Source organism: Pseudomonas sp. NCIMB 10586 (assembly GCF_023127895.1).
GTDB classification, from domain to species: Bacteria; Pseudomonadota; Gammaproteobacteria; order Pseudomonadales; family Pseudomonadaceae; genus Aquipseudomonas; species Aquipseudomonas synxantha_A.
In genome coordinates this window covers 219,155-242,912 of sequence record NZ_SPKQ01000042.1, presented here as the reverse complement: position 1 = coordinate 242,912, position 23,758 = coordinate 219,155, and the positions used below count along the sequence as shown (strand labels likewise).

At 59.5% G+C, this 23,758-nt stretch carries 29 protein-coding genes and 1 tRNA gene; 11 read left to right on the top strand and 19 right to left on the bottom strand.

The features are described 5' to 3' along the window. Positions 1–77: 77 nt before the first annotated feature. From E4P01_RS16455 to E4P01_RS16440, 4 genes are all read right to left on the bottom strand, one after another. Positions 78–1,046: a FecR domain-containing protein gene (locus E4P01_RS16455; protein WP_216090870.1), complete on the bottom strand. Its 969-nt coding sequence runs from the start codon at positions 1,044–1,046 to the stop codon at positions 78–80. Continuing rightward, complete coding sequence (locus E4P01_RS16450; RefSeq protein ID WP_032877298.1) at positions 1,043–1,582, bottom strand: RNA polymerase sigma factor; 540 nt, start codon at positions 1,580–1,582, stop codon at positions 1,043–1,045. Before E4P01_RS16450 ends, E4P01_RS16455 begins: the two co-directional genes overlap by 4 nt. 137 nt (positions 1,583–1,719) lie before the next feature. Beyond that, complete coding sequence (locus E4P01_RS16445; RefSeq protein WP_005785942.1) at positions 1,720–2,592, bottom strand: dihydrodipicolinate synthase family protein; 873 nt, start codon at positions 2,590–2,592, stop codon at positions 1,720–1,722. A 29-nt stretch (positions 2,593–2,621) separates the two neighbouring features. Continuing rightward, entirely contained in the window at positions 2,622–3,404 is a 783-nt protein-coding gene (locus E4P01_RS16440; protein WP_005785944.1) for an aldolase, read from the bottom strand. Positions 3,405–3,564: 160 nt separating this feature from the next. Here E4P01_RS16440 and E4P01_RS16435 point away from each other — a divergent pair, with 160 nt between their 5' ends. Then, positions 3,565–4,092, top strand: a complete 528-nt coding sequence (locus tag E4P01_RS16435) for an XRE family transcriptional regulator (protein ID WP_032877297.1) — start codon at positions 3,565–3,567, stop codon at positions 4,090–4,092. Between the two features lie 125 nt (positions 4,093–4,217). Here the strand turns inward: E4P01_RS16435 and E4P01_RS16430 are convergent, their stop codons facing one another. Next, positions 4,218–5,234, bottom strand: a complete 1,017-nt coding sequence (locus E4P01_RS16430) for a DUF4917 family protein (RefSeq protein WP_078820522.1) — start codon at positions 5,232–5,234, stop codon at positions 4,218–4,220. A 123-nt stretch (positions 5,235–5,357) separates the two neighbouring features. Between E4P01_RS16430 and yiaY the strand changes: the two genes are divergently transcribed. Both yiaY and E4P01_RS16420 read left to right on the top strand, forming a co-directional pair. Then, the gene (yiaY, locus tag E4P01_RS16425) at positions 5,358–6,506 is read left to right on the top strand and encodes an L-threonine dehydrogenase (RefSeq protein WP_078820523.1); all 1,149 of its coding nucleotides are present in this window, start codon (positions 5,358–5,360) and stop codon (positions 6,504–6,506) included. An 87-nt stretch (positions 6,507–6,593) separates the two neighbouring features. Further along, entirely contained in the window at positions 6,594–7,268 is a 675-nt protein-coding gene (locus E4P01_RS16420) for an NAD(P)H-binding protein (RefSeq protein WP_216090871.1), read from the top strand. Here the strand turns inward: E4P01_RS16420 and E4P01_RS16415 are convergent. Further along, complete coding sequence (locus tag E4P01_RS16415) at positions 7,240–7,716, bottom strand: DMT family transporter (RefSeq protein WP_032877293.1); 477 nt, start codon at positions 7,714–7,716, stop codon at positions 7,240–7,242. The genes E4P01_RS16420 and E4P01_RS16415 overlap by 29 nt on opposite strands. A 77-nt stretch (positions 7,717–7,793) precedes the next feature. Between E4P01_RS16415 and E4P01_RS16410 the strand changes: the two genes are divergently transcribed. The 4 genes from E4P01_RS16410 to E4P01_RS16395 all read left to right on the top strand — a co-directional run bounded on the left by E4P01_RS16410 (position 7,794) and on the right by E4P01_RS16395 (position 10,478). Next, positions 7,794–8,711, top strand: coding sequence for a LysR substrate-binding domain-containing protein (locus tag E4P01_RS16410; protein WP_177464402.1), 918 nt, complete (start codon positions 7,794–7,796; stop codon positions 8,709–8,711). A gap of 15 nt (positions 8,712–8,726) precedes the next feature. After that, positions 8,727–9,143, top strand: coding sequence for a fosfomycin resistance glutathione transferase (fos, locus tag E4P01_RS16405; protein WP_216090872.1), 417 nt, complete (start codon positions 8,727–8,729; stop codon positions 9,141–9,143). 47 nt (positions 9,144–9,190) lie between these two features. Further along, a complete protein-coding gene (locus tag E4P01_RS16400; RefSeq protein ID WP_032877291.1) occupies positions 9,191–9,832 on the top strand; it encodes a LysE family translocator in 642 nt (213 codons plus the stop codon). Positions 9,833–9,950: 118 nt separating this feature from the next. Next, on the top strand, positions 9,951–10,478 hold the full coding sequence (locus E4P01_RS16395) for a DUF4142 domain-containing protein (protein WP_005785958.1): 528 nt from the start codon (positions 9,951–9,953) through the stop codon (positions 10,476–10,478). A 53-nt stretch (positions 10,479–10,531) separates the two neighbouring features. On the opposite strand, the gene E4P01_RS16390 is transcribed toward E4P01_RS16395, so the two are convergent. The 5 genes from E4P01_RS16390 to E4P01_RS16370 all read right to left on the bottom strand — a co-directional run bounded on the left by E4P01_RS16390 (position 10,532) and on the right by E4P01_RS16370 (position 13,376). After that, positions 10,532–10,948, bottom strand: coding sequence for a low affinity iron permease family protein (locus E4P01_RS16390; RefSeq protein WP_103733494.1), 417 nt, complete (start codon positions 10,946–10,948; stop codon positions 10,532–10,534). A 111-nt stretch (positions 10,949–11,059) separates the two neighbouring features. Then, the gene (locus E4P01_RS16385; RefSeq protein WP_216090873.1) at positions 11,060–11,560 is read right to left on the bottom strand and encodes a methylated-DNA--[protein]-cysteine S-methyltransferase; all 501 of its coding nucleotides are present in this window, start codon (positions 11,558–11,560) and stop codon (positions 11,060–11,062) included. 139 nt (positions 11,561–11,699) lie between these two features. Then, entirely contained in the window at positions 11,700–12,110 is a 411-nt protein-coding gene (locus E4P01_RS16380) for a type II toxin-antitoxin system HicB family antitoxin (protein ID WP_032877288.1), read from the bottom strand. Between the two features lie 22 nt (positions 12,111–12,132). Next, positions 12,133–12,315 (bottom strand): type II toxin-antitoxin system HicA family toxin, encoded by a 183-nt coding sequence (locus E4P01_RS16375; protein ID WP_078820528.1) that lies wholly within the window; start codon positions 12,313–12,315, stop codon positions 12,133–12,135. Between the two features lie 167 nt (positions 12,316–12,482). Further along, the gene (locus E4P01_RS16370; RefSeq protein WP_216090874.1) at positions 12,483–13,376 is read right to left on the bottom strand and encodes a LysR family transcriptional regulator; all 894 of its coding nucleotides are present in this window, start codon (positions 13,374–13,376) and stop codon (positions 12,483–12,485) included. Between the two features lie 95 nt (positions 13,377–13,471). On the opposite strand from E4P01_RS16370, the gene E4P01_RS16365 reads away from it, so the two are divergent. After that, entirely contained in the window at positions 13,472–14,641 is a 1,170-nt protein-coding gene (locus E4P01_RS16365; protein ID WP_078820530.1) for an MFS transporter, read from the top strand. Positions 14,642–14,735: 94 nt separating this feature from the next. Here the strand turns inward: E4P01_RS16365 and E4P01_RS16360 are convergent. The 4 genes from E4P01_RS16360 to E4P01_RS16345 all read right to left on the bottom strand — a co-directional run bounded on the left by E4P01_RS16360 (position 14,736) and on the right by E4P01_RS16345 (position 17,004). Further along, a tRNA-Gly gene (locus E4P01_RS16360) sits at positions 14,736–14,809 on the bottom strand. A gap of 111 nt (positions 14,810–14,920) precedes the next feature. Then, positions 14,921–15,805, bottom strand: coding sequence for an alpha/beta hydrolase (locus E4P01_RS16355; RefSeq protein WP_078820531.1), 885 nt, complete (start codon positions 15,803–15,805; stop codon positions 14,921–14,923). A 304-nt stretch (positions 15,806–16,109) separates the two neighbouring features. Beyond that, a complete protein-coding gene (locus E4P01_RS16350) occupies positions 16,110–16,802 on the bottom strand; it encodes a pseudouridine synthase (RefSeq protein ID WP_216090875.1) in 693 nt (230 codons plus the stop codon). Then, the gene (locus E4P01_RS16345; RefSeq protein ID WP_216090876.1) at positions 16,792–17,004 is read right to left on the bottom strand and encodes a cysteine-rich CWC family protein; all 213 of its coding nucleotides are present in this window, start codon (positions 17,002–17,004) and stop codon (positions 16,792–16,794) included. The genes E4P01_RS16350 and E4P01_RS16345 overlap by 11 nt, the downstream gene beginning before the upstream one ends. A gap of 244 nt (positions 17,005–17,248) precedes the next feature. Here E4P01_RS16345 and E4P01_RS16340 point away from each other — a divergent pair, with 244 nt between their 5' ends. Both E4P01_RS16340 and E4P01_RS16335 read left to right on the top strand, forming a co-directional pair. After that, positions 17,249–17,617, top strand: a complete 369-nt coding sequence (locus E4P01_RS16340) for a hypothetical protein (RefSeq protein ID WP_078820533.1) — start codon at positions 17,249–17,251, stop codon at positions 17,615–17,617. 156 nt (positions 17,618–17,773) lie between these two features. Beyond that, positions 17,774–18,226, top strand: coding sequence for a DUF3757 domain-containing protein (locus tag E4P01_RS16335; protein WP_078820534.1), 453 nt, complete (start codon positions 17,774–17,776; stop codon positions 18,224–18,226). Here the strand turns inward: E4P01_RS16335 and E4P01_RS16330 are convergent. After that, on the bottom strand, positions 18,212–19,324 hold the full coding sequence (locus tag E4P01_RS16330) for an enoyl-CoA hydratase/isomerase family protein (protein WP_078820535.1): 1,113 nt from the start codon (positions 19,322–19,324) through the stop codon (positions 18,212–18,214). The two genes, E4P01_RS16335 and E4P01_RS16330, sit on opposite strands and share 15 nt — an antisense overlap. Positions 19,325–19,460: 136 nt before the next feature. Between E4P01_RS16330 and ung the strand changes: the two genes are divergently transcribed. Next, positions 19,461–20,153, top strand: coding sequence for a uracil-DNA glycosylase (gene ung / locus E4P01_RS16325; RefSeq protein ID WP_032877279.1), 693 nt, complete (start codon positions 19,461–19,463; stop codon positions 20,151–20,153). A gap of 15 nt (positions 20,154–20,168) precedes the next feature. Here the strand turns inward: ung and E4P01_RS16320 are convergent, their stop codons facing one another. From E4P01_RS16320 to E4P01_RS16310, 3 genes are all read right to left on the bottom strand, one after another. After that, positions 20,169–21,104: a YncE family protein gene (locus tag E4P01_RS16320; protein WP_216090877.1), complete on the bottom strand. Its 936-nt coding sequence runs from the start codon at positions 21,102–21,104 to the stop codon at positions 20,169–20,171. A 118-nt stretch (positions 21,105–21,222) separates the two neighbouring features. Then, positions 21,223–22,251 carry an AbrB family transcriptional regulator gene (locus E4P01_RS16315; RefSeq protein WP_078820536.1) on the bottom strand — a complete coding sequence of 343 codons (1,029 nt, stop codon included), beginning with the start codon at positions 22,249–22,251 and terminating at the stop codon, positions 21,223–21,225. Then, entirely contained in the window at positions 22,244–23,758 is a 1,515-nt protein-coding gene (locus E4P01_RS16310) for a tripartite tricarboxylate transporter permease (RefSeq protein WP_057701193.1), read from the bottom strand. The genes E4P01_RS16315 and E4P01_RS16310 overlap by 8 nt, the downstream gene beginning before the upstream one ends.

The following is a 23,758-nucleotide window of genomic DNA, read 5'->3' as shown; positions in this document are numbered from 1 at the left end:
GGACAGGAGGAAGACGGGGCAGACCAAAAAAACCACACATGCGAATGCAAAATATTCTCATGTGGGCAGTATGCAGGCTATTTGCTCGGCTCGATTTTCACACTGCCATCGGCCAAGACCACGGTTTTTACCGGCAACAGGGCGGGCAAGGCGTTGAGCAGGGCATCGGGGTCATTCACATCCAGGTTGCCCGACACCTTGAGTTGCGCCACGGCCTTGCTGACCTGCAACGGCGCCTGGGGACGGTACAGGCTCAGCTCGTCGATCAGGCTGGCCAGTTCGCGATTGCGAAACGATAAATGCCCGCTGCGCCAATCGGCCACTTCTTCAGCGCTGAGGGTTTGTTGTTGCAGGGTGCCTTTGGCGTAGCTGTAAGCGGCACGTTGCCGGGCGCCGAGCAGGGTGGTGGGGCTTTTGCTGTCCGGCTCGAACGCCACCTGGCCATGGGCAACGCTCACCACCAGTTGCTGCTGGCCGCGGCGCACGTCAAAACCAGTGCCCACCACCCGTATGATCGACTCGCCGGCTTGCACGTAGAGTGGCCGCTCCTTGTCGGCCGCCACTTCGATATACAGCTGGCCTTTGTCCAGATGCACGACACGTTGATGGGCGCTGAAGTCCACGCGGATGCGGGTGTTGGCATTCACGTACAGGGTGCTGCCATCGGGCAGGTTCAAGGTACGCATACTTTTGGCATGAGCGGCGACCTGGGTGTGATACAGCTCGCGGGGCGCGCCGATGTGGGTCGCCAACACGGCGCACAGCACGGCAGCGGCCACCGCAAGGGCTGGGCGCCAGAGGGGGCGTTTGCGTTTGGCCAGCGGCAGCGGTTTGTTCAGTTGTTGCAACTGGGCCAGGTCGGCCCACAGCTGTTCGAATTCGGCATAGGCACGCGCATGGGCTGGCACCGCCTGCCAGGCGGCAAAGGCTTTGCGGTCGGCACGGCTGGCAGCGTTGCGGTTGCGTGCAAACCAACTGGCGGCCTGGGCGTCGATGGAGTCGCTCGCTTGGCTGTCCAGGGCGTCGATGTCGCTCAGGCGGTTCATTCTGGCTGCTCCGTGCCGGGGTCGGATTGAAGGCGTCGCTTGCAATGCAGCAGGGCCAAGGCAATGTGCTTTTCTACCATGCTGGTCGAAATGCCCATGCGTTCGGCGATCTGTGCCTGGCTCAAGCCTTCGAAGCGGTGCAGCATAAGGGCTTCTCGCCGGCGGGGCGAGAGTTCGGCGAGGACTTCTTTCAACTGTTCCAGGCGTTGCAGGCGCAGGGCGGCGGCCATGGGGTCGTGCTGTTCGTCGGTGACCGGCTCGGTATCCATTTCGGCGTGATCGGGATGGGCGGTGTGCCGTACCTTCTGTTTGCGCCAGTGATCGCGCAACAGATTGCGCGCCATCTGGAACAGAAACGCCCGGGGCTGCTCGACCTTGGCTCGGTCGCGGTAGCCCAGCCACTGGGTAAAGACATCCTGAGTCATGTCCGCCGCGTCGCTGGCGTTGTCCGTGCGTTTACGCAGGAAATACAGAATATCTGCATAAAACCCGCGACAGGCATCGGCCGACGACGGGTCGGGCTTGGGACGAGACATGGATATCCTTCTTGACGAAGCACGAGGTGGAAAGGTCGTGAATGATATCGAGAATTATTGCTATTTGTCTCTATTTAAAGGCTGTACTCAATTCAACTGTGGGAGGGAGCAAGCCCCCTCCCACACAGGCCCTGAGTTTATTTCAGAAGTGTTTTGAGTTGCTCGATCCCCGCCTCACCCAGCGGGAACACCGGCAACCTGGGATCCCCCACCTCCAATCCAGTCAGGCGTAACCCGGCCTTGATCGTCGTCGGCAACCCGCCCTTGAGGATGAATTGCAGCAACGGCAACTGTCGGTAGAACAGCTCTCGCGCTTTATTCAAGTCATTGGCCAGCACTGCCTGATACAGGTCCAGATTGAGTTGGGGGATCAAGTTCGGCGCCGCGGTGCACCAGCCTTTGGCACCGGCCGCGAAGGCTTCCAGGGCCAGCGGGTTGCAGCCGTTGTAGAACGGCACGTCACTCTCCAGTTTTAACTGGTGCATGCGCTGGATGTCGCCCGTGCTCTCCTTGACCATGGTCACGTTGTCGACCTGCTTGAGGATGCGCAGGATCAACTCCACCGACATGTCGGTACCGCTGGTGGCCGGGTTGTTGTAGAGCATGATCGGCACGCCGATGCTGTCGCCGATTGCGGCGTAGTGGGCGAGGATTTGCGCTTCGCTGAGTTTCCAGTATGAGGCGGGCAGCACCATGACCACATCGGCACCGTGCGCCTCGGCATAGCGCGCACGGCGAACGGCCTTGGCGGTGGTCAGGTCGGACACGCTGACAATGGTCGGTACGCGTTTGGCGACTTTCTCGATGCTGTAGGCACTGACTTCGTCCCACTCGGCATCGCTCAGGTAAGCGCCTTCGCCGGTGCTGCCCAGCGGCGCGATGGCGTGGATGCCGCTGTCGATCAAGCGGTCGATAGAACGCCCGAGTGCATCGAAGTCAACACGCTGGCCATCAGCACTGAACGGGGTGATGGTGTAGCCGATGATGCCGTGAATAGTTGGATTGGACATGGGAAAACTCCGGTCGAAAAAGGGGGCGATCAGTTCAGGCAATCGGCATGTTTACGCAGATTCTGCCGCGCGTAGTAATTGAACGCAGCGCCGTGGCGCTTGGGCTTGGAAATCCAGTCGTGGGCCTCGCGCCCCAGCTCTGGCAGGATCGGCTTGACGGTGCCCGCGGACATCGCCAGCAACTGCAACTTGGCCGCCCGCTCGATCAACTGCGCGATGACACAGGCTTCTTCGATGCTGGCCCCGGTGGACAACTGGCCGTGGTGCGAGAGCAGGATGGCGCGCTTGTCGCCCAGCGCCGTGGTGATGATTTCCCCCTCTTCATTGCCCACCGGCACGCCGGGCCAGGCCTCCAGGAACGCGCAATCTTCATACAGCGGGCAGAGGTCCATATGCGACACCTGCAACGGCACTTCCAGCATCGACAGCGCGGCAATGTGCGTGGGGTGTGTATGGATGATGCAGTTTACATCCGGGCGCCCGCGGTACACCCAGGTGTGAAAGCGGTTGGCCGGGTTGGGGATGCCATGACCTTCGAGCACTTCCAGGTCTTCGTTGACCAGCAGCAGGTTGCTGGCGGTGATTTCGTCAAAACCCAGGCCCAGTTGCTGAGTGTAGTAGGTGCCAGGCGCAGGCCCGCGTGCGGTAATTTGCCCGGCCAGGCCGGAGTCGTGGCCGTGTTCGAACAGAATTCGGCAAGTCAGCGCCAGCTTTTGGCGCTCGGTCCACGTATTATCTGCCAGGCTGTTTTGCATCTGGCTCAGGGCTTGCTTGACCAGTTGGTCTTTTGGGAGTGCTAATGTCTTGGCCATATCGGTGTCCTTTGGGTAGTTCAATGGACGTCGGATTTGCTGCTCGCCCGCTGCTCGCAAGGTCGTTGGGTGACTGCAAATGACACTAAAGATGCTATATGACACCTTGTGTCATTGACAAGCACGGCTCATCGCTTTCTGCATGGATTAACCGCAGCAAATGTCTATCCGTTTGAAATTACTGAGAAAAAAACTTGGCGTAACCCTGGAGGCCCTGGCCGAAAAATCCGGGATGACCAAGAGTTACCTGTCGAAAGTGGAGCGTGGGCTCAACACGCCGTCCATTGCCGCTGCGCTGAAACTGGCCAAGGCGCTGAACGTGAAAGTCGAAGAGCTGTTCAGCGAAGGCAACGTCAGCCTCGACAGCTACAGCCTGGTGCGCAGCCATGAACGGCCCGACACGTCACCGGGTTATGCGGTACTTGCCCATCAGGTGAGCGAGCGCAGCCTGTTGCCGTTCATCATCTACCCGCCGGCGGAGTTTACCGACAAGACCTTCAAGGAGCATTTGGGGGAAGAGTTTTTGTTCGTGCATGAAGGCCAGGTGGAAGTGGATTTCATGAGCGAGCGGGTGCTGTTGAAGCGCGGCGATGCGCTGCATTTCAATGCGCAGAAACCCCACCGGATTCGCTCGGTGGGAGAGGTGCAGGCGCAGTTGCTGGTGGTGGTGCACAGCGCTGAGGAATGACGCTGATCCCGATTTGAAATGCAATCAAATGTGGGAGCGGGCTTGCTCGCGAAAGCGCAGTGTCAGTCACTGAAAATGTTGACTGACCCACCACATTCGCGAGCAAGCCCGCTCCCACATTTTGCTCAGTGTTCGACCGGGACTGAAAGCGCCGGATTACCCAGCGGATGCGTGCGCGCCGCGAAGAATTCAAGCTGCGCTCCTGTCCCTTCAAACAGCTGCGAATACCGCTGTTTCTGCTGACGAATAAAGCCATCAGTGCGCCCCGACACCGAGATCGCCAGGGTGGTGATACCGGCCTGGCGAATCGCATCCGCCAGGTGTTTATCCTGCGGCCCCAAGTCATGGCCGAAAATGCACAACGCGCCTTCATGGCTCAGCAACTGCTCATAACAGAACGACAGATAATCCGAACTGCGAATGCTCTTGAGCTTTTCTTCCACCTTGCCTTCACTGACGAACAGCGGCACATCGTCCAGCGTCTTGATCGTGTTGTTGATCGCGAAACTGCTGAGCAAGGTGCTGTCGGTGGACGGCAGTTTGCGCGCTGTGCCGTCAAGGTTGCGCACCAGATGCAGGCCGCCGTGCAGGTAGAGAATGCGCGTGGTGTCGGTGTGGGTATTGCGCAGGTCGAAGCTTGAATCGGCGCTGCGGAACAGGTCGTCGATCCCGGGCGTGTGCAGGATTGCCCAGTAGTTGAGCAAATCGTAGTTGCTGGTGAAGACGGTGGCGTAGCGTGCCAACTCATTGTTGATCGTTGCCAGGGTCGATGGCTGCACCAGTCGCCAGGGGATGTGTACGGTGTGAATGGTGTTGATCAACGCTTCCTTGATCGCGTAATAGCGATTGCGCGGCGCCGCCGAACTGACCGCCAGGGCCTTGTTGACCCGGCTGGTGGTTTTCAAGGCGCCCAGGGCTTGCTCGAAACTGCGGGTTTGCAGGGCATCGAACACGCTGAGTTCGGATTGGCTCAGGGGTTTTTCTTCAACGGTGCGAGCGTTTTCAAACAGCGAGTCGTAGGCAAAGTCTTCCCAGATCGTGCGGCTGGCGCCGTTGCCGATCAGAATCCCGTTGAAGTCGATGGCGTCGCGCAGGGCGCTCCAGTCTTCAAGGTGGGCGTCAATATCCTGGAAATCCTTCATTGCGGCGGGTCTACTCGAAATCGGCTGAAGGGTGACTTTATCACGAGCTGAAGTTGATCCTGATCAAGATGCGCCATGCGGTACCGGTGGATTCTGTCGGCATAAAGCCTCTGAGGATCGACCATGAGCAGCACATTCTTCATCCCCGCCGTCAACATCATGGGCAGCGACTGCCTCGACGAAGCCATGACCGCCATTCGCGCCTACGGCTTTCGTAAAGCCTTGATCGTTACCGACGCCGGCCTGGCCAAGGCTGGCGTGGCCAGCATGATCGCCGAGAAGCTGGCGATGCAGGATATCGACTCGGTGATCTACGACGGCGCCAAGCCCAACCCCACGGTGGAAAACGTCGAGAAGGGGCTGGCGCTGTTGCAACAGACGGCCTGCGATTTCGTGGTGTCCCTGGGCGGCGGCTCGCCCCATGACTGCGCCAAGGGCATCGCCTTGTGCGCCACCAACGGTGGACGCATCGGCGACTATGAAGGCGTTGACCAGTCGAGCAAGCCGCAACTGCCACTGGTCGCCATCAACACCACCGCCGGCACTGCCAGCGAGATGACGCGGTTTTGCATCATCACCGACGAAACCCGTCACGTGAAAATGGCCATCGTCGATCGCAACGTCACGCCGCTGCTATCGGTCAACGACCCGGCGCTGATGGTCGGTATGCCCAAGGGCCTCACCGCCGCCACGGGGATGGATGCGCTGACCCACGCCATCGAAGCCTACGTGTCCACCGCCGCCACACCGATCACCGACGCCTGTGCGATCAAGGCCATCGAGCTGATCAGTGCCAACCTGCGCCTGGCGGTGCGCGACGGCAACGACATGGCCGCACGGGAAAACATGGCTTACGCGCAGTTCCTCGCCGGCATGGCATTCAACAACGCGTCCCTGGGATTTGTGCATGCCATGGCTCACCAACTGGGCGGTCTGTACGACTTGCCCCATGGCGTCTGCAACGCCGTGCTCCTGCCCCACGTACAAAGCTTCAATGCCAGCGTCAGTGCCAAGCGCCTGAGCGACGTGGCCCGCGCCCTCGGCGCGGACATCAAGGGCATCACCGTGGAGGAGGGCGCCCAGGCCGCCATTGCGGCAATCCGTCGGTTGTCCCAGGACGTGGAAATCCCCACCGGCCTGCGTGAGCTGGGTGCCAAGTTGCAGGACATCCCAGTGCTGGCCGCCAACGCCCTGAAGGACGCGTGCGGGCTGACCAACCCACGTCGGGCGGATCAGCGTCAGATTGAGGAGATATTTCGTAGCGCGTTTTGATAGGGCAGCCTCAGGCGGCAGGCGTTAAGCTACACGCTCAACGCGTTCTACTTGAGCAAGCTTGCGGCGTGCCGCTGAGGTTACCTAATGAGAGTTCTGTTATTCGGCGCCACCGGCATGGTCGGCCAAGGCGTGCTGCGCGAGTGCCTGCTGGCGGCGGATGTGCAGGAAGTGGTCGCCGTCGGCCGTACGCCCCTGACCCAGCAACACAGCAAGCTGCACCAGGTGCTGCACAGCGACATGCTCGACTTACAGCCCCTGGAGAACCTGCTGCAAGGGTTTGATGCGTGTTTCTTCTGCCTCGGTGTCTCGTCGGCGGGCATGAACGAAGCCCGGTATACCCACCTCACCTATGACCTCACCCTGGTAGCTGCCAGTACCCTGGCGCGGCTTAATCCGCAGATGACCTTTATCTACGTTTCCGGCGCCGGCACGGACAGTTCCGAGACGGGCCAATTGATGTGGGCGCGGGTCAAGGGCAAGACGGAAAACGCCTTGCTGCGCCTGCCGTTCAAGGCGGTGTACCTGTTCCGTCCGGGGATCATTCAGCCGTTGCACGGCGTGCGCTCAAAGACGCCCTTGTATCAAGCTTTCTATAGCCTACTGGGGCCGGTGCTTTCGTTTGTGCGGCGGGTAAAACCGGCTTGGGTGGTGAGCACCGAGACTGTCGGCCGGGCAATGTTACAGGCCGCGAGCCTGGGCGCGCCGCAGCCGGTGGTAGAGCAGGCCCAGATCAATCGCCTGGCGGCTGAGCGCCACTGAACTGGATCAATGCCACGCCGCCGATCAACAGCAACGCGCCCAACACCCGCGGCGTTGTCAGTTGGCGTTGCACCAGGCCGAACAGGCCGAAATGGTCGAGCAGCAACGACGCTAGAATCTGCCCGGCCATCGCCAACGCAATAAACCCTGACGCGCCGAGTTTGGGCAGCAGCATCAACGCCAGTGAAATAAAACAGACGCCGAAGGCGCCACCGGCCCACATCCACAACGGAGCCTTGGTGATAAACGTCAGGCTCGGCAAGGGCAGACGCAAAGCGATAATCACTGGCAGCAGCACGATGATACTCACCAGCAACGACGCCAAGGTGGCCCACAATGGATGGCCGAGGCCGCGCCCAAGATTAGCGTTGATTGCACTTTGAAACGGCACCACGGCTCCGGCGATCACCGCCAGCGCTAACAAACCCATCCAATGCAACACGCTCATCTCCATGCTCCCAGAAGTTTCGCTGGACTCTAGGCTATTCGTCGCGCAGATTTAAATTCCAAGTTCTTATATAGACCATGCAGCTGATGAATGATCTACGCCGCATCGACCTTAACCTGCTGGTGATCCTCGACGCCTTGCTCAGCGAGCAACACGTTACCCGCGCCGCCGAGCGCCTGCACCTGAGCCAGCCGGCGGTGAGCCACGCGTTGGCCCGGCTGCGCGATATGCTTGGCGACCCGCTGTTGGTGCGTCAGGGCGGCGCGCTGGTGCCCACGGCTCGGGCTCTGGAGTTGGCAGCGCCATTGGCCGAAGCGCTGGGCCAGGTGCAGGCATTATTGGCGCCGAATCGTTTTGACCCCACCTCGGCCAAGCGCCGCTTTCGCGTGGCGATGTCAGACTACAGCGCAGCGATCCTCCTACCTGGATTGGTCCGCGTCCTGCGCAGCGAAGCGCCGGGCATCGACCTGCAGATCATCCAGGCCAGCCGCGAAGGTATGGTTGACGGCGTGCTCAATGGCGATCTCGACCTGGCGGCGGGCGTATTCCCCGACATGCCCGCCGAACTGTGTACGACGCCATTGTTCGAAGAGCATTACACCTGCCTGGTCGACCGCCACAGCCTTGCACCCAGCGGTGCGCTGGACCTGCCGACTTACCTGTCACGCCCACATGTACTGTTGGAGATGCGCGGCAGCGGTACGCCGGAAATCGAACGGGCACTGGCTGCGATACGTGAACGGCGGCATGTGGCAATCAGCCTGCCACACTGGGGCGTGGCGCCTCAGTTGATCGAGGGCACGGATCTGATTTTGACGGTGTCGTCCCGGGGTTTACTGAATATCGACCATCAACATTTGCTGACCGTGCCACCGCCGTTTCATATTCCCTCGTTTGCTTTTGAGCTCGCCTGGCATGTGCGGCGGGGTGGTGATTCTGGGTTGCAGTGGTTGATTGGGCGGGTGTGCGGTGTATTGTCCGATGGTCACCGATAATAAGAGAAAACCTAAATGCTAACCGGCTTCAACCACCTGACCCTGGTCGTCACCGACGTGCCGCGCAGCGTCAGTTTTTATCACGATCTGCTGCGTGTTCAACTCGATGCCACTTGGGACAATGGTGCTTACCTTTTCTTGCCCGGGCTTTGGCTGTGCCTGTCGCTGGATCCGGTGCGCTCGACCACTGCGGCAATGGATTACACCCACTATGCCTTCACCGTCGATGCCGCTGATTTCACCGCATTGGTCGAACGCCTGCGGGCCGCCGGCGTGCAGGGGTGGCGTGACAACCGCAGCGAAGGCGCGTCGTTTTATTTCCTCGATCCCGACGGCCACAAGCTGGAGGTTCATGTCGGCGATCTGGCCTCGCGCCTGCAAGCTTGTCGCGCCAAGCCTTACGCAGGAATGAAGTTTTACCCACCGCAGTGAAACATGCAGAATCAATCACCTTTAAGAGTCCCTCAGAGCGTCTATTCATGACCCCATCCTTGCTGCTCGCCGTCCTTGCTTCGGGTTTTATCTACGGTATTACACCTGGCCCAGGTGTTTTGGCCGTGTTCGGCATCGGTGCTGCGCGTGGCCGACGTGCCGGAGCGGGTTTTTTGTGCGGGCATTTGCTCGGTGATGTGGTGTGGTGCAGTACTGCGCTGATTGCCATCGTCGGTGCGCGAGAAGTGGGCAGCAGTGCGTTTGATGTATTGGGCGTACTCAGCGGTGTGTATCTGTTCTGGCTCGGCTGGCGGGCGATCCGTACCCAGCGCCGCAACGGCGATGCTCCCCAGGGCGCCGCGCGGCACCCGTTCTGGCATGGCATTGTGTTCGGCTTGACCAACCCCAAAGCCTATCCGGTTGCCGTGGCGACCTTCACCGCGTTGCTGTCCAGCCGTGCCGAGTTGTTGACGTGGTCGATGCTGCCGTCGCTGATCTTCCTGAGCTTTGTGGGCGGCCTGTTGGCCTATGGGATTTTGATCGGCGTGGTCGGCGCCCAACGAGTGCGCACGGTGTATCAACGCCATGAAATCCTGATCACCAAGCTCTGCGGCGTGATGTTCATCGGCTTTGCCATTAATGCCCTGGCGCATGCATTGCCGGGCTTGTTCGCAAGCAAGCCTGCATGAAATGACGACAACCGTTCGTCGCACTGACAAGTTTTTTCTAAACCTTTGCGGCTCTGAAAATTCGAATCCAGGGCGGGTGTAGATCCCCGTACCTATTTTTGCTCTGGAGGAACCCATCATGAGCCGCATGGCTATCCGGTTACGCACCGCCAGTTTCGCGATGCTGCTGGGCCTCGGCGCCAGCAATGCTTTCGCCCAGTCGCCTGCTGAATTTATCGAGCAGGCTTCGGCCAAAGGTATGGCCGATATCGAAACCAGTCGCATGGCCCACGCCAAGACCTCGTCCCAAGAGATCAAGGACTACACCATTGAGGTCATCAACGAGCGCACCCTGGCCAACCAGCACTTGGCAGCCATTGCCAAGAAGCTCGATTTGCCGGTCGCGCCACGGGAAAAGATCGTCGATAAAGCCGAAACCCTGATGCCTGAACTCAAGGATGGCGACTCCTTTGACGCTGCCTATACCGCACAGCAGGTCAAGGAAAACGAAGACGCCATCGCCCTGTTCAAGAAAGAAGGTGCCGCGTCGGATGTGCCGGAGATAAAAGCGCTGGTGGATGAGACGCTGCCCAAGCTCGAAGAGCGTCTGCAAAAAGCCCGTGCCCTGGCGTCGACCTATGGCAAGGGTCACCAAGGCGACGGTTGAGACCGTAGCGTGAAATGAAATCGGCGGTTGGGGCCTACCCAACCGCCGTTTTTTTATGCCTGGTTCAGGTCTGTCTTGGTCGGCGCAGCGTTGTCAGCGCAACCGTTGTTCAAACTCAGGCTGCTGGTGTTGCCAATGTCGCGGTATTCCTGGCGCAGCTTTTCCAGTTCCTTGCGGTCCAGGCCATCGAGGCTGAGCACGGCATTCTGGGCATCCTTGGATACGCGCAGCAGCTCATCAATCTTGATATGCAGGATATCGTTGTCGCGGTTTTGCGTGTTCTGGATCAGGAACACCATCAGGAACGTGATAATGGTCGTCGAGGTATTGATGATCAGTTGCCAGGTGTCGTTGTAGTGGAAATAGGGTCCGCTCAGGCTCCATATCAGGATCAGTGCGACGGCTGTGTAGAAGGTTCGGGGGCTGCCTGCCCAGCGGGACAGGGTTTGCGAGACCGTGGAGAATTTCATTACCGTTTCCTGTGTGAAGAGGTGATGAACAATTGACCACGGCAGTTCTCTGAAATTTCTTTTAACAAATATCTCGGCAAGCAGCGCTGTACGGTTCAGTCGCCGCCAAAGTCAGAGCGCCAGCTCTGCCTGACCTGCGCCTTCCAGCGCCAGCAAATACTGCTTGGCCTGCAACCCCCCGGCAAATCCGGTCAGCCCGCCTGATGCGCCAATCACCCGGTGGCAGGGGGCGACAATCGAGATCGGATTACGCCCATTCGCCGCACCGACTGCGCGTACAGCCTTGGGGTTGCCGATCTGTTGGGCAATCTGGCCGTAGCTGCGCGTTTCGCCGAAGGGAATTGTCAGCAGAGCCCGCCAAACCTGTTTCTGAAAATCGGTACCGGCGAAATCCAGCTCCAGCTCAAACCGATTGCGCGATCCGGCAAAGTATTCCGTTAACTGGCGTTGGGTTTCCAGCAATACCGGGCTGTCATTGGCCTCGACCAATTCACCCAGGCGCACACGGTTCGCGCGTTCCACTTCCCATAAAATGGCGCTCAGTTTGCCGTTGCGCGCCACCAGGGTCAGTTCACCGACAGGGGAAGGCATGAGCTTGAATTGGTAAGTCATGAGCGTGCTCCTCGAACAGGCGTTTAATGGGGATGACGCTACTCTAGTTCCGCCAGCGGGTATGGAAACTACGTTTCTTGCGTTCAAATTCTTGTCAGTTGAACGTTGCGGTAAACCCTTCGGTGTTGCTTCGCCGCGATTATCGATCCTGTTGCAATACCTTGAGTGCCGCGGACGCCAGAAACCCCGAGCGGCTTTTTTCTTCCGGGTGATTCAGTACATAGTCATCGATGCGATTCAACAGATACCCCGGCAGGGTGATGTTGAGTTTTTGCGCCTTGCCCAGGTACTTGGTGACGTCGATGTCTACCACCGCCCAGGTGCAGCCTGCGTACTGTGGGTTGGCGGCGTGCAAGGTGACTTTCTGGGCACTGGGGATCGGCGCGCCATCTTCTGCAAGGATCTCGAAGTGCCCCTCGATGGCTTCGCGGGCCATGGCCATGGCGTCGTCCAGGTCATCGCCGGCGGAATAGCACCCGGGAATATCCGGGACTTCCACGCCCCAGGCGTGGTCCTCGTCGCCCGTTGAAATTGCGATGGGATAAAGCATGTGTGTTGCCCTCCAGGGACGGTTAACTCAGCAGAGCCTGTTTCAAAATGCTCTTGGCGGTTTTATCCAGCAGGTCCTTTTTTGGATGAGGAATCGTGACCAGACCGGGCTTTGTCCGGTGCTTGAAGTGATGATGACTGCCCCTGATGCGCACCAGATACCAACCGTCTGCAACGATGTTACCTATCAAATAGCGGCTATCCACATCACCTCCTTGTGGTGTGTGTTGGTGGTGACTATAACTACTGAAAAAAAATTATCAACACTCTACCTACCGATGGTCGATGTCCGATATTTCGGTAGCGGTTGAAGGAAGTGTATGGCGGCGCTGGAATGGCGCCGCCGAGACGTATTGCGGGATTTTTCGCGGTATTACGGGATGTGTAATGCCTGTTCAAGTACACCAATAAATGCGTCCACTAATACGCCTCTTCCTGAAGTCGGGGTAAGTACCAATAACTGCGCACATGCGTCCACTTCCTGCAGCGGTCGATACGTCACGCCTTTGTTCATCAAGCTCCGGGTACATTCCGGGACCAGCGCAACGCCTTGCCCGGCCGCCACCAAGGCAATGATCGAAGTGATCTGTCGCCCGGTCGGCCCAGGGCGCAGGGGCTGGCCGTGGTGTCGGTAAAGTTGCTCGATGGACTGGTTCAAGCCAGACCCGTAATCGGCCGGAAACAGAATCAGCGGATAAGTGCTGAGTTGCGCCACGCCGAGCATCGTTTGGCTGGCCAATGGGCTGTCGCTGGAGACGGCGGCCACCAACCGCTCCTCACCCAGCGATAACGCCTGGACATCGGCGCTTTGCGGCATCAGGCGGCTCAAGCCGATATCCAGGCGTCCGTCCGCCACCTGGGCGCCCAGGCTGCCGGAGGCGCATTCCACCAGGGTCAACTGCACATCGGGAAAGCGCTGGGCGAATGCCTGGATCGCCTGGCTGAACAGGTCCGACAGCGCGATTGAACTGGCATATCCCAGTGCCAGTTGGCCCGCAGTGCCGGCGGCCAATTTACGCGCGATCACTTGCGCCAGTTCTACTTGCTCCAACACACCGCGGGCATAGGGCAGGAACGAACGTCCCTGAGCGGTGAGGGTGACCGTGCGGCTGGTGCGGTCAAACAGCTTGAACCCCAACGCTGCCTCCAGCGCAGAAATCTGCCGAGTCAGCGGCGGTTGGGCCAGATGCAGGCGAAGTGCCGCACGGCCGAAGTGCAGTTCTTCAGCGACCGTCAGAAAGTAACGCAGCTTGCGTAGGTCGAGCATCCTGATCCTTGGGTATCAATCGGTCGGAATTCGGTATTGGTTAAAGGCACGCCGGCCATTCTATAAAGGCCGCACAAAATAAAACGAGAGGTTTCATGAAACCGCGCCTGCATTGTGCCCGCCTTGCCCTGTTCCTGTGTGGCTGCGCGGCGTTCCTCAACCTCTACGCCACCCAGAGCATCCTGCAGGTGTTTGCGGCGCAGTTCGACATCAGCGCCAAGGCTGCCGGCTGGAGCATTACCGTGACCACGCTGGCGGTGGCGATCACTGCGCCATTTGTCAGCCACCTGACCCGACGCTTCGAGCAACGCACGGTGATAAGCCTGGCGGCGCTGTTGCTGGCGGGGCCGGCGTTGATGACGGCTTATGCTGACAGCTTCGCCGGAGTGTTGGTCTGGCGCTTTGTCGAGGGCATGCTGATCCCCATAGTGTTTGCCACGAGCGTGGCTTACATCGGCGATCGCTGGAGCGGTGGCACGGTGACTGAAGTCACCAGCCTGTATGTGGCGGGTACCGTGCTGGGTGGGTTCGCCGGGCGGTTCGTCACCGGGGTGGTGACCGAGTACGTGGGCTGGCGCGAAGCGTTTGAGTGGCTGGCCGTGTTGAGCCTGATGGTCGGCGGTTTTATCCAGTTTCTGCTGCCCGCCAATCGCCCGCGGGCGAAGCTGGCCAAGGCGGCTTGGTCAGGTGTTTTACGCACGCCGCTGATGGCTGCGTATGCCGTAGGTTTTTGCGTGTTATTTTCACAGGTCGCCGCCTTCACCTACGCAGGTTTGTACCTTGGCCTACCGCCTTTCAACCTCGGGCCTGCGGCCTTGGGAGCGCTGTACACCGTATTTCTGTTGGCGCTGATCGTGATACCCATCGCCGGCCGCCTCAGCAAAGCCCGCCCACAGGCAGAACTGCTGAGCATCGCCGCGGTGCTGGGCGTTTGTGGTTCGGCCCTGACCCTGGTGCCTTCCCTGGGGTGCATCGTGGTAGGCCTGGCCTTCAGCTCCACCGGCGTGTTCCTCGCCCAAGCCGCTGCCAATGCCTTCATCACCGCCAACGCTGGCGACAGCAAAGCAAGAGCAGTGGGGGTCTACCTGACCTGTTACTACCTGGGCGGTAGCTGCGGAGCTATCGTGCCGGCGCTGATTTGGGAGCGCTGGGGCTGGGCCGGGTGTGTGGGGCTGATCATCGGTTTGCAACTGCTGACCCTGTTGATCGCGTTGGTGGGCTGGAAGCCTGTCAAACCCGAACGGGTCAGTGCACAACGTTCTTGAATCTCAAATCCCACGCATAAAAAAACCGGTCACCAGGGACCGGTTTCTATGCATCTTTCGCCAGATTTAGCCTGACGCAGGTGCCACTTTCAAGTGGAGCGGGTAGAGGGAATCGAACCCTCAACTAAAGCTTGGGAAGCTTTCGTTTTGCCACTAAACTATACCCGCTCAGAGCGGCTGACTTTGTACCAGATGTTCGCCGCAATTTGAAGTTTTTCTTTGAAAAATGTGTGGGTTGCGTGTGGCGAGGGCGCTTGTTCGCCGTCGCCAGTCTCCATTTCAAAGGGTAGCTGCATGCTGCGTCTGCCCCTGGTGATATCGCAGCCGGCTCACCTGTCGCTCTGGTTTCAAGAAGCCCACCACTGCCTCACGGCTATCCCGGCACGCCGCTTTGTGCTCCATATCCAGAAAGTGCCCCGTGGCCTGGATGGTGCTAAAGCTGCTCTTGGCCACATGCTGGCCAAACAGCCTGGCATCCTCGGCGCTGGTGTATTCGTCCCATTCGCCGTTCAAGAACAACACCGGAATGTCGATCTGTTTGGCCGCCCTGAGGTAGCACAGCCGGTCGCTGTTGAGTACGTGGCTGATGTGAAAGTGCATCTGCCCATATTCGTGCTCGGCCAGGTTGCTGACGTGGCGGTAGTTGAAGCGCTTGAACAGCGACGGCAGATGCTTGCCGATGGTGCTGTTGACCAGGTGGCCGATGCGGTCGCGGTCGAGGTTGCCGAGGTAGTCGACACCGCGCTCAAGGTAATCGCGCATCGGCGCATTGATCACTGGCGAGAATGAGCTGATCACGGCTTTTTCCACACGTCGAGGCCGGTGTGCAAGCGCGACCAGCGTGGCGGCACCGCCCCACGAAAAGGACAGCACATGCTCTGCGGCGAAGTGATCGAGCAGTTCCAGGAGAATCTGACCCTCAACTTCCTTTGTCAGCATCTGCTCATGGCGGTTATGGATTTTGGAACGGCCGGCGTAAGGCTGGTCGTACAAAACCACATTGAATTGCGGGTACAGGCTTTTCACGGTTTGAGCGAAGGACGCCGTGGTCGCCATGGAGCCATTGACCAGGACGATGGTCTTTTCAGCCGCGTCCGCGCGATAGAACTCCGTGTACACCCGATACTGACCCTGTATATCCAGCACAGCGATTTCTGGCCTCATGTCGTAAGACTCCTGGCAAGCGGGTAGTGCGCGCAGATCACTCTGCACGAGCTTTGTGACAGGTAGGCATACGCCTTGAAATGAGGGCCCATGTCGGTCCGATGACGGCTGGCCGGCGGGTATTGTTATGAAGGGCGGTTTGCCGGGATGGCCCGCAGATCAAGCGCGGGCGAGGCAAGGTGTTTCTTGGAGATTATAGGGCGACTCATCAGTCATGATGTGGCGCAAGCCCTGAGTCAAGCAGCACAACCGGCAGGCCGCAAGTTGAACGGCCGGATTTTTGCCGGCGCTGGCCGAACGGTCGTCAGACCTGTCGGATTTCGTCGTCGGTCAATGGTCGGTATTGGCCCGGCGCAAGGCTTGTATCCAGAGCCAAGGGGCCCATCCGTTCGCGATGCAGGCCGGTCACCTTATTGTCGAAATGGCCAAACATCCGCTTCACTTGGTGATAGCGGCCTTCGATGATGCTCAAGCGCGCCGTCTTTGGGCCCAGCAACTCAAGTTCGGCAGGTTGGGTGGTGAGATCTTCGAAGGCGAAATACACACCCTCGGCAAAAGTCACCGCGTACTGTGCACCGATGTCCTGCTCGGTTTCCACGCGATAAACCTTGGGCAACTTGGTCTGTGGTTGCGTCAGGCGCCGCGACCACTGGCCGTCGTTGGTAATCAGCATCAGGCCGGTGGTATTGAAATCCAGGCGACCGGCGATATGCAGCTCGGCCTTGTCTGGTACATCCAGCAAGTCCAGGACAGTGGGGTGTTGCGGGTCCGATGTGGCACTCACGCAGCCCTGGGGTTTGTGCAGCATGAAATAGCGCGCCGGTTTGCCTGCCTGCAGTACTTCACCGTCAACGCAGACATGGCTGAATTCGCGCACTGGATGATGAGGGTCGCTGATCTCGACACCATCGACGGTCACCCGGCGCCCCGCCAGCAGCAGGCGCACTTGCTGGCGATTGAACTGCGCCAGGTTGCTGAGGAAACGATCAACGCGCATTGCGGTTACGCAACTGTTCGTCCGCCCGGGCACAGCGCGGGCACAGGCAGGCTTTATTGCGCAGTTCATCGGACAAGGCTTCAAGCACCGCCGGATCGATGGTTACGCTGAAGCACCAGCAGGGCTGGTCGGCGGTACGCGGATCGGCCAGGGTGCAGTCGTTGCGAGCGCCGCAGGCAGGGCAAAGGGTGGGTGTGGTCATCGGTCGGTTCAGGCAGGAATCGGGCAGGGGCGCACAAGTCCTTGCACGATACAGCGCCGCTGAGTCCGGTTCCATCGCCGCGTCCTGAAGGCGAGCATTCACTTCGTCTGAAACAGATGTTTCGACTTGTGTCGTAGGCGCACCAGATTCGGTTTTTGATGTCAGATATTTCGTCATTCAGTGAAGGCTGAATGCCGCTCTCCAGCGTCGCTGGAGGAGCTCTTCCGCGGTCCAGGAGGCCGCCATGTATAGACGACTGCTGCTTATCGCTTTGCTCGGCCTGACCTTGTCAGCTTGTGTGCCCTACTACGATGGAGGCGCCACTTACTATCGCTCCGAAGTCTATACCGCACCGGCGCCCGCCTATTATTACGGCGGCCCGCGCTATTCTCCCTATGGGCGCAGCTATTACACCCCAGCGCCTCGCTACTATGCACCACAACCTCGCTATTACTCGGCGCCGCGTTATTACCAGCCGGCCCCGCGTTATTACCCAAGGGCGGGTTACCGACCTTACTCCAATCAAGGGTGGGGTAATCGCTGGGGCAACGGCGGGCATGGCGGGCATGGGCGTGGTTCCGATCACGGAGGTGGCCGCGGCGGTCATCGTTAAATATCTTGAAAAACAAGCGGCGCATCAAGCGCCGTTTTTTATAGGTACCGTATGTCCGTACTGTCAGATTTAACAGCTATCTTTGAGGCGATAGCTGTATTTCACTAGCGAAAAGCCCTGCGCTTTGCGTGGTGAAACTGAGCAGATGGAATCCCTATGTTCAAACAACTTATTTGCGTGCTCCTGCTGACGAGCTGCATCGTTGCATCGGCCAGAGCGGAGCAAGGCTGTCCTTACCCGGCGCAGGTCTTGTATGTCGACGGGCATTATCGCGTCGAGGATAACGGCCTGCGGTGGCAAAGCCCGAAGGTCAAGTATCGGGGCCTTATCGACGGATTCATCGGCGCGGTCTTCATACCGGGGGAGCAAGAGCAGAGGGAAAACGGCTACATGGATAAGTGCATCTACCGCACCGGTTGGGACGGGGTTGTAGCGCTGAGGCCCTACAAGGACAGTAAAATTATCAACATGTCATTGACCAGCACCTTGTATTGGGAACTGCGGCCCGGCGCGTTCACACTGCCGGTATATACCTGCACGGACAGCCAGCCGGACAACTGCGCTTTCAACGTCAACGACAAGCGAACGGACCTGTCAGTAGTCAGATAAATCCGCCAGAGGATTCCTACCTTCCCATGCCTTGCTGAAATGCGCGTGCACCACCGCTTCCGGAAGGGTATTGATATCCGGCCAATGCCAATGAGGTGTCTGGTCCTTGTCGATCAGGCGTGCTCGAACACCTTCGGCGAACTCTGGATGACGGCAGCAATTGAGGCTCATGGTGTACTCCATCTGAAACACCTGTGCCAGGGATAGATGACGGGCACGCTGAATCTGCTCCCACACCAGGTGTGCCGTCAGCGGGCAGCCTTCACTGAGGGTTTTACCCGCGCGGGCCAAGAGCGGATCGCTGTGATCACGCAACAGGCTCAATGCACGCCAGGCACACCGTATATCACCCACATCCAGCCATTCGTCGATCAGCCCACGGCGCGGCAACCATTGCGCTTCGGGTTGGTGGCCGACCGCTTCCTGGGCAAGGGCCTTGAGCAAACTGTTGAGCTGCATTGCGGCCTGTTCCTGCCAGTTCAGTTGCAGCAAACCGTCAAGCAGCTCGTCTTGCTGGTCATCACGCAGGAAGCGGTCAGCCAGGCCCAGTTCCAGGGCATCGCGGCCGTTGACATGAGCACCGGTAAGGCCCAGGAACAAACCGAGCTTGCCCGGCAGGCGAGACAGAAACCAGCTGGCACCTACATCCGGGTACAACCCGATGCTGATCTCGGGCATGGCCAGGCGACTGCTCGGCGTAACAATACGTACCGAGGCACTTTGCAACAAACCCATACCACCGCCCAATACATAGCCGTGGCCCCAGCAAATCAGCGGCTTGGGGTAGGTATGCAAGCGGTAGTCGAGGCGATATTCGGCAGCAAAAAACTGCGCGGCCAGGGCCGGTACTTCGCCGGGTTGTTCACGGCACTCCTGAGCCAGGCTGCGCACTTCACCCCCAGCGCAAAAGGCTTTTGGCCCGTTGCCGCGCAACAACACACAGGCGATTTGCGGGTCGTTGGCCCAGGCATCCAGGCGTTCTGCCAACGCCAGAATCATGGGCAGGGAGAGGGCGTTGAGGGATTTTTGAGCGTCCAGGCTGGCGATGCCTATGCGCGCACCGCCGTTGCCGGCCAGTTCTTCGAAGTGCAGGTTCATTGTGACCTCAATCGAGAAGGTGAAGGATGAGTATGATCCCTTCGTGGGAAAGTGCCGGTGGTGTGTCAGATCAATTGACAAGCGGGGTCGGCTTTCCTAGGGTTCGCCTCATTCTTTTTTACAAGACAATTCAACTATGACCGATGGCGACCGTATCAAACTCGAACCCAGCTGGAAACACGCCTTGCGCGATGAGTTCGAGAAGTCCTACATGGCCCAGTTGCGCGAATTCCTGCGCCAGGAACATGCCGCCGGCAAAGAGATCTACCCGCCCGGTCCGTTGATTTTCAACGCTCTCAATTCAACGCCCCTGGACAAGGTCAAGGTCGTGATCCTCGGCCAGGACCCCTACCACGGTCCCGGCCAGGCCCATGGCCTGTGCTTTTCGGTACAACCGGGGGTGCCGGCGCCGCCGTCGCTGGTCAATATCTATAAAGAGCTCAAGCGCGACCTGAACATCGACATCCCCAACCACGGCTACCTGCAAAGCTGGGCCGATCAGGGCGTGCTGATGCTCAACACCACCATGACCGTGGAGCGCGCCAACGCCAACGCCCATGCGGGCAAGGGCTGGCAGTTCTTCACCGATCGGATTATCGAGGTAGTCAGCGAGCATCAGCCGCACCTGGTGTTCCTGCTGTGGGGCGCTCATGCTCAAAGCAAGCAGAAGCTGATCGATGCCACCAAGCATCTGGTGCTGACGTCGGTGCATCCGTCGCCGTTGTCGGCGTATCGCGGGTTTCTGGGCTGCGGGCATTTCAGCCGGGCTAACAAGTTTCTTGAACAGAATGGCGAGGCACCGATCGAGTGGCGGCTGCCGCCACTCTGAACCGGACGACCATGGCTACAGACGGACTTGCGACACTGTGCTATTGCCAATATTGGCCACGTAGGCGGTTCGGCCGTTGGGTGTCACGACGATACCCCGCGGTTTGTTGAAGCCTGTGAGGGTGTCCGTTACGGTTTGTGTGCGGGTGTGGAGGATACTCACGCGATCGCCATCGGTTTCCGTGATGTAGGCGAATTCGAGCATCGTATGAAATGCCACCTGATAGGGGCCTAGCAAACCGTCCAGTATGGTACTGACCTGTGCGGCGGAGGTATTGCCGATATAGACCTCACCACGGTCCTGGTAGGTGATGTAGACACGTGCGTTGAAGCGAGCATGAGCAATGGAGGTAGGTTGACCGGCAACGGTATTGGTTTGGGTCACAACCCTGTTGGTCCCCAGGTGGATGCTGGTCCACCCATCCAAATCCGAGGCAAGGTGTAAACGGGCGTTGCCGGGTGCTATCGCTATCTCTCGAGGGTAACGCACTGGGGTGGTGGCGATTCGCTGATGATTGGCGGTATCGATCACCACCACTTCCGATGCGGCGTGGTCGGCGACGTACAAGCGTGCTCCGGTAGAATTCAAGGCCAACCCATTGATGGCAGTAAACCCCCTGATCTGGTCACTGACGGTATCGGTCAAGGTGTCTATCACTGTGATCGGCGTATTGCTGGCCTGGCTGTTATCGCTGGCGTAAAGGCGCGGGGCCGTGGGGTGCATGGCCAGCCAAATGGGGGATCCCACATTGGTGATGGTCCTGACGACGCTAAAGTTCGCTGTGTCGATGACAGTAATGCCTTGTGGCAATGTGGAGCTTGCGACATACAGACGCGTTCCATCCCCATTGAGTACAAGGCGATTGGGGGAACCATGGACGGTAATCGTATTGACGATTGCGGCGGGCTCTTCATTCTCGTTTTTGAGCGTTGTTTCGGTTGGGGTCACCACGATTGCGCTCCTCAAAGGGAAGTCGCGCCATGGAACACCTGATAAGGTGAGCTTGGCTAGCTGTGAAGAGTGCCAGTTCAGACAAACGGTCGTGGCCCCTGAGGGGCCACTTCCAGAGTTAAGATTGGCGGTTCCAGTGCCTGAACAACGGCTCTGCCAAAAACAGCACAAACAGCAGACGCATCACCTGCATTGCTGTCACCAACGGCACCGACAATTGCAGGGTCTCTGCCGTCAGGCTCATCTCGGCAATGCCGCCAGGCATCATGCCCAACGTCAGTGAGCGCAGGTCCAGGTGGGTCAGCGCACTCAACCCTACCGCTGCCAACGTGGCGAGCGCCATGGTCAAGGCCGTGCCAATCAAGGTGCGGCCCATGAACGCCGGGGCGCTGCGGAAGAACTGCCGATTGAAGTGGCAGCCCAAACCGCTGCCGATCAGCCATTGGCCGATCTGGCTGCCGCCGTCGGGTAGGCCGATGTGCAAGTCCCACGTCACACTGGCGATGGCGCTCACCAGCAACGGCCCGAACAGCCAGGGATTGGGTTGGCGCAAACGCTGCCAGCCCCAGGCCACCAGCGCACCTACCGGGAACAGCAGGGCCAGCCAGGCCCAGTCCACAGGCGCCGGGTGAAACTGCGGTGCACCGCCGCCCAGCAAATACTTGAAGATCGCCGGCACACACAACACCACCACCAGCACACGCAGGCTTTGCCCTGCCGCCACCCGGCTGAGTACCGCACCATTGCGGGCGCCCAGGTTGACCATCTCCCCGGAGCCGCCCGGCATACTCGAGAAAAACGCCGTGGCGCGGTCTTCACCGCTGCGGCGCATCAGCCACACACCCACCACGCTCGACAAACTGGTGACCAGCGCCCCGAAGAAGATCAGGCCGAAGTGGCTCATCACCTGTTCGATCACCACGGGCGTGAAGTGCAGGCCGATGCCGATGCCCACCACCCATTGGCCGCACTTGCGCCCGCCGGGAATCTCTGCCAACTGCCAGGGCGTGAGGCAGCGAACCAGGATGATCGCCAGCAACGCGCCGACCATATACGGCAAAGGCCAGCCGACGAGGCTGGCCAGGTAACCGCCGGCCAGGCCGACCAGCGGTGTTCCCCACCAATGTTTGAAGGTGACTTCAGACATCGGCTACGGCACGGCGCTGCAAGGAGCGCTTGCGCCAGATACGCAGCAATGGCACGAGCAGCATGATGGCGGTCAGTACCCATACACCGAAGGTGATCGGGCTGGACCACAGGATCTCCAGCGCGCCATTGGAAATCGACAATGCGCGACGCAGGTTCTGCTCCATCAGACCACCGAGGATAAAGCCCAGCAGCAACGGCGACAGTGGGAAGTCCAGCTTGCGCAGGATGTAGCCGAAGATGCCGATGGCGATCATCAGGAACAGATCGAAGGTGGTGGCATGGACGGCGTACACGCCAATCGCGGTGATGATAGCGATCACCGGTACCAGCGCCCAGTTCGGCACGGCAAGGATGCGCGTGAAGATACGGATCATCGGGATGTTGAGGACCACCAGCATGATGTTGGCAATAAACAACGAGGCGATCAGGCCCCAGACGATATCAGGTTGCTGTTGAAACAGCAGCGGACCGGGGGTGATGTTGTACAGCGACAGCGCGCCGATCATCACGGCCGTGGTACCCGAGCCGGGAACGCCGAGGGTCAGCATCGGCACCATGGCGCCGCAGACCGAAGCGCCGATGGCGGTTTCCGGTGCGGCCAGGCCGCGCATGTCGCCTTGGCCGAATTTGCCGCTGGCGCCGGCGATACGTTTTTCGGTCATGTAGGCCACGGCCGAGGCCATGGTCGCGCCGGCACCGGGCAACACGCCGATGATAAAGCCCGACACCCCGCAACGCAGGTTCACGGTCAACACCGACAAGGCTTCCTTGACGTTAAACATCATGCGCCCGGTGGCTTTCACCGCTTCCTGGCCGCGGTGAGTTTTCTCCAGCAGCAGCAGGATTTCACTGATGGAGAACAGGCCCAGCACCAGCACCACGAACTGGATGCCGTCGGTCAGGTGAATATTGTCGCCGGTAAAGCGGTACACACCACTGTTGGCGTCGATGCCCACGCAGGCAAGGAACAGGCCGATCAGCGCCGACACAAAGGTTTTCAGTGGTTTGTCACCGGCCATGCCGCCCAGGCAGACAATCGCAAATACCATCAACACGAAGTATTCCGCCGGCCCAAAGGCAATTGCCCATTTGGCCAGCAGCGGGGCGAACAGCACCATGCCGCAGGTGGCGATAAAAGCACCAATGAACGAGCTCCAGGCAGACAGCGACAGCGCCACGCCGGCCATACCTTTACGAGCCATCGGGTAGCCGTCGAGGGTGGTCATCACGGTGGAGGCTTCGCCCGGGATATTAAGCAGGATCGAGCTGATCCGGCCGCCGTATTCACAACCCAGGTACACGGCTGCCAGCAGGATCAGCGCTGACTCGGGCGGCAGGCCCAGGGCAAACGCGATGGGGATCAACAGTGCCACGCCGTTGATCGGTCCCAGGCCCGGCAGCAGGCCGACCACGGTGCCGATCAGGGTGCCGCACAATGCGGTTACCAGGTTGTAGGGGCTCAGCGCGACGCCGAAACCCTGGCCCAAATAGCCAAAAGTATCCAT

Bases quoted from the DNA above. Each gene is read 5' to 3' on its own strand.
- E4P01_RS16390 (WP_103733494.1), bottom strand. From the start codon at position 10,948: ATGAAATTCTCCACGGTCTCGCAAACCCTGTCCCGCTGGGCAGGCAGC.
- E4P01_RS16335 (WP_078820534.1), top strand. From the start codon at position 17,774: ATGTTCAAACAACTTATTTGCGTGCTCCTGCTGACGAGCTGCATCGTT.
- E4P01_RS16385 (WP_216090873.1), bottom strand. From the start codon at position 11,560: ATGACTTACCAATTCAAGCTCATGCCTTCCCCTGTCGGTGAACTGACC.
- yiaY (WP_078820523.1), top strand. From the start codon at position 5,358: ATGAGCAGCACATTCTTCATCCCCGCCGTCAACATCATGGGCAGCGAC.
- E4P01_RS16435 (WP_032877297.1), top strand. From the start codon at position 3,565: ATGTCTATCCGTTTGAAATTACTGAGAAAAAAACTTGGCGTAACCCTG.
- E4P01_RS16350 (WP_216090875.1), bottom strand. From the start codon at position 16,802: ATGCGCGTTGATCGTTTCCTCAGCAACCTGGCGCAGTTCAATCGCCAG.
- fos (WP_216090872.1), top strand. From the start codon at position 8,727: ATGCTAACCGGCTTCAACCACCTGACCCTGGTCGTCACCGACGTGCCG.
- E4P01_RS16330 (WP_078820535.1), bottom strand. From the start codon at position 19,324: ATGAACCTGCACTTCGAAGAACTGGCCGGCAACGGCGGTGCGCGCATA.
- E4P01_RS16440 (WP_005785944.1), bottom strand. From the start codon at position 3,404: ATGGCCAAGACATTAGCACTCCCAAAAGACCAACTGGTCAAGCAAGCC.
- E4P01_RS16395 (WP_005785958.1), top strand. From the start codon at position 9,951: ATGAGCCGCATGGCTATCCGGTTACGCACCGCCAGTTTCGCGATGCTG.
- E4P01_RS16445 (WP_005785942.1), bottom strand. From the start codon at position 2,592: ATGTCCAATCCAACTATTCACGGCATCATCGGCTACACCATCACCCCG.
- E4P01_RS16380 (WP_032877288.1), bottom strand. From the start codon at position 12,110: ATGCTTTATCCCATCGCAATTTCAACGGGCGACGAGGACCACGCCTGG.
- E4P01_RS16310 (WP_057701193.1), bottom strand. From the start codon at position 23,758: ATGGATACTTTTGGCTATTTGGGCCAGGGTTTCGGCGTCGCGCTGAGC.
- E4P01_RS16370 (WP_216090874.1), bottom strand. From the start codon at position 13,376: ATGCTCGACCTACGCAAGCTGCGTTACTTTCTGACGGTCGCTGAAGAA.
- E4P01_RS16315 (WP_078820536.1), bottom strand. From the start codon at position 22,251: ATGTCTGAAGTCACCTTCAAACATTGGTGGGGAACACCGCTGGTCGGC.
- E4P01_RS16420 (WP_216090871.1), top strand. From the start codon at position 6,594: ATGAGAGTTCTGTTATTCGGCGCCACCGGCATGGTCGGCCAAGGCGTG.
- E4P01_RS16410 (WP_177464402.1), top strand. From the start codon at position 7,794: ATGCAGCTGATGAATGATCTACGCCGCATCGACCTTAACCTGCTGGTG.
- E4P01_RS16430 (WP_078820522.1), bottom strand. From the start codon at position 5,234: ATGAAGGATTTCCAGGATATTGACGCCCACCTTGAAGACTGGAGCGCC.
- E4P01_RS16355 (WP_078820531.1), bottom strand. From the start codon at position 15,805: ATGAGGCCAGAAATCGCTGTGCTGGATATACAGGGTCAGTATCGGGTG.
- E4P01_RS16450 (WP_032877298.1), bottom strand. From the start codon at position 1,582: ATGTCTCGTCCCAAGCCCGACCCGTCGTCGGCCGATGCCTGTCGCGGG.
- ung (WP_032877279.1), top strand. From the start codon at position 19,461: ATGACCGATGGCGACCGTATCAAACTCGAACCCAGCTGGAAACACGCC.
- E4P01_RS16415 (WP_032877293.1), bottom strand. From the start codon at position 7,716: ATGAGCGTGTTGCATTGGATGGGTTTGTTAGCGCTGGCGGTGATCGCC.
- E4P01_RS16400 (WP_032877291.1), top strand. From the start codon at position 9,191: ATGACCCCATCCTTGCTGCTCGCCGTCCTTGCTTCGGGTTTTATCTAC.
- E4P01_RS16345 (WP_216090876.1), bottom strand. From the start codon at position 17,004: ATGACCACACCCACCCTTTGCCCTGCCTGCGGCGCTCGCAACGACTGC.
- E4P01_RS16340 (WP_078820533.1), top strand. From the start codon at position 17,249: ATGTATAGACGACTGCTGCTTATCGCTTTGCTCGGCCTGACCTTGTCA.
- E4P01_RS16455 (WP_216090870.1), bottom strand. From the start codon at position 1,046: ATGAACCGCCTGAGCGACATCGACGCCCTGGACAGCCAAGCGAGCGAC.
- E4P01_RS16365 (WP_078820530.1), top strand. From the start codon at position 13,472: ATGAAACCGCGCCTGCATTGTGCCCGCCTTGCCCTGTTCCTGTGTGGC.